Raw genomic sequence first — 2,445 nt, 5'->3', positions numbered from 1 at the left:
AAATGATCGTTAAATCCAAAACTATCTTAACTGAAGAAATTGGTTTGAACGAAGTTCTTGAAGAAGCTGGTATTGAAGTAAACGAAACTGACTTGGCGGAATTCATTTTGCAAACTGCAGTGAGCCCACCATCTCACATCGTAGTACCAGGCCTTCACTTTGAACGTAATAAAATCCGCGAAATCTTTGCTGAAAAATTAGGCTATACAGGTACAGAAAACCCTACTGAAATGACTCACTTCGTACGTGGTTATGTACGTGAACGCTTCTTGAAAGCTGACGTAGGCGTTAATGGTTGTAACTTTGCAGTTGCTGCATCTGGTACTTGCACAATCGTTTCCAACGAAGGTAACGGTCGTATGGCTAGTTCCATTCCTAAGACTCAAGTAATCTTCTTAGGTACAGAACGTATCGTTCCTGACTTCAAAGCTCTTGACGTAATGATGGAAATGTTGAACCGCTCTGCAGTAGGTGCTAAAATTTCCAACTACTTCTCCATGATGACTGGTCCTGGTCGTGCTGGCGAAGCTGACGGTCCTGAAGAAACTCATATCATCATTATCGATAACGGTCGTTCCGGTATCTTGGGTGGTACATTCCAAGAAATGTTACGTTGTATCCGTTGTGGTGCATGTATGAATATCTGTCCTGTATACCGTCACATCTCTGGTCACGGTTATGGCTCCGTATATCCAGGTCCAATGGGTGCTGTATTGACTCCATTGTTCAAAGGTTACGACGTAGCAGGCGATCTTCCATACGCTTCCACATTGTGCGGCGCATGTACAGAAAACTGTCCAGTAGCTATTCCATTGCATGAATTATTGATGGAACACCGTCATATTATGGCTGACATCGAAAAAACTCGTCCGAAAGCAGAAGAAGCAATCTTCACTGCAGCGGCTAAGATGTTTGGTAACTCCACATTATTCGACCTTGGTACAAAAGCTGGTGCTATCGGTATGAACTTGATCAGTAACAAAGAAGGCAATATGCCTACATGGACTCAAGCTATTCCAGTTATGAACGGCTGGACTAAATCTAAAGAAATGGGTACATTGAAGTTCAAGAAATTCCGTGACTTATATGCTGAACATGAAAAGAACAAGAAGAAGGAGAAAAAATAATGGATGAAGCTAAACGTAAACAATTTATTGCACGTTTATCTCGTGCATTAGGCCGTGATCAAGAAATGTGCCCTGCATTTGTAGAGGACTTTGATTACAGCCATGGTCCTCAAGAAACTATGTTCAAAGATTTGAATAAAGATCAAATTTTGACAATGTTTAAGGAACAATGTCAACGTGTTGGTACAAAATTCGTTGAAACTACACCTGATAAATTAGGTGAAACAATTTTGGCAGCTATCGAAGATTGGGGCAATGGTAAGGTTGTATTCCCAAGCACTCCTGAAGTAGATGAATATAAATTAAAAGAATTATTCGAACAAGATGCAGCTAATAATGGCGGCACTCGTACATACTTCCAATGGGACCCAGCTAAAGGCCGTGAAGAATGTATCTCCAACACTGCCAATGCAGATATCGGTATTACATTCCCATACTGCGGTATTGCTGAAACTGCTACTGTAGTACAAGCGTCTGGTGAAGAATCTGGCCGTGCTATTAGCTTGTTGCCTACTACACATATCGCTGTATTGTACACGGATACAATCAACCCACGTATGACTCAAACAATGGAAAACTTGGCTGAACGTTATCACAACGATCCATCCAAATTCCCTACAAATATCTGCTTGATTTCTGGTCCATCCCGTACAGCTGATATTGAGTTGGTTACTGTAGATGGTGCTCATGGTCCTATCCAAGTAACTTACGTTTTGGTTAATCGCTAATACGTTAGGTAGGTATAGCTATAACTGAATAATTTTAAAGGTGATCTTCCTTACGAAGGTCACCTTTTTATATACCTAGCTTTCTATTATGATGTATAGTAATCATGAAATTATAGAGCCATATGTACATCCATGTAGATTAAGGTGTTTATGGGGCTTGCAGATTCTGCATAGATAAACTTATAAAATTCGAATTATTTTACTTGTAAAATTTTCGATATATGCTATACTTAATTCATAACCTATTATTGTGATATGAATTAAAGAGGTGTATTATGAATATTCCATTCTTTACAGATTACCTCATGTTAAGTAATCCAATAAGTATCGCTATTATCGCAGTATTTGTGCTCGCGTTAATCGGTATTTATGTATTGCAACGCAAGGGCACATCCTTTGGTAATCTCGTTATTATTGGTACTATTGTTGGTGCCGTACTCGGTATTGCAGTTCAAATCATTGCAGGCTTCCCAGATGATCCATCTAAAGTGGTTTACATCAAGGAAAGTACTAAGTGGTTCTCTCTAGTAGGGGGCGGCTTCATTGATTTGATCCGTATGCTTGTTATTCCTATTGTATTTATTTCTATC

General features: G+C 39.5%; 3 protein-coding genes. All 3 read left to right on the top strand.

All coding sequences use genetic code 11. The features are described 5' to 3' along the window. The coding region (locus tag QZ334_RS07955) for an LUD domain-containing protein (RefSeq protein WP_295233469.1) at positions 1–1,127 on the top strand (1,127 nt) is incomplete at its 5' end. Next, positions 1,127–1,855: a LutC/YkgG family protein gene (locus QZ334_RS07950; protein ID WP_005385194.1), complete on the top strand. Its 729-nt coding sequence runs from the start codon at positions 1,127–1,129 to the stop codon at positions 1,853–1,855. The genes QZ334_RS07955 and QZ334_RS07950, both read left to right, overlap by 1 nt. A 275-nt stretch (positions 1,856–2,130) precedes the next feature. After that, positions 2,131–2,445, top strand: a 315-nt coding sequence (locus QZ334_RS07945) for a cation:dicarboxylate symporter family transporter (protein WP_295233466.1), incomplete at its 3' end; no start/stop codon positions are given.

The organism is Veillonella sp. (assembly GCF_019414865.1).
Classification (GTDB): domain Bacteria; phylum Bacillota; class Negativicutes; order Veillonellales; family Veillonellaceae; genus Veillonella.
This window is presented reverse-complemented; position numbering and strand designations above follow the sequence as displayed.

What these genes read in the sequence shown, in the direction of transcription:
- QZ334_RS07950 (WP_005385194.1), top strand. Translation starts at nt 1,127, where the DNA reads ATGGATGAAGCTAAACGTAAACAATTTATTGCACGTTTATCTCGTGCA.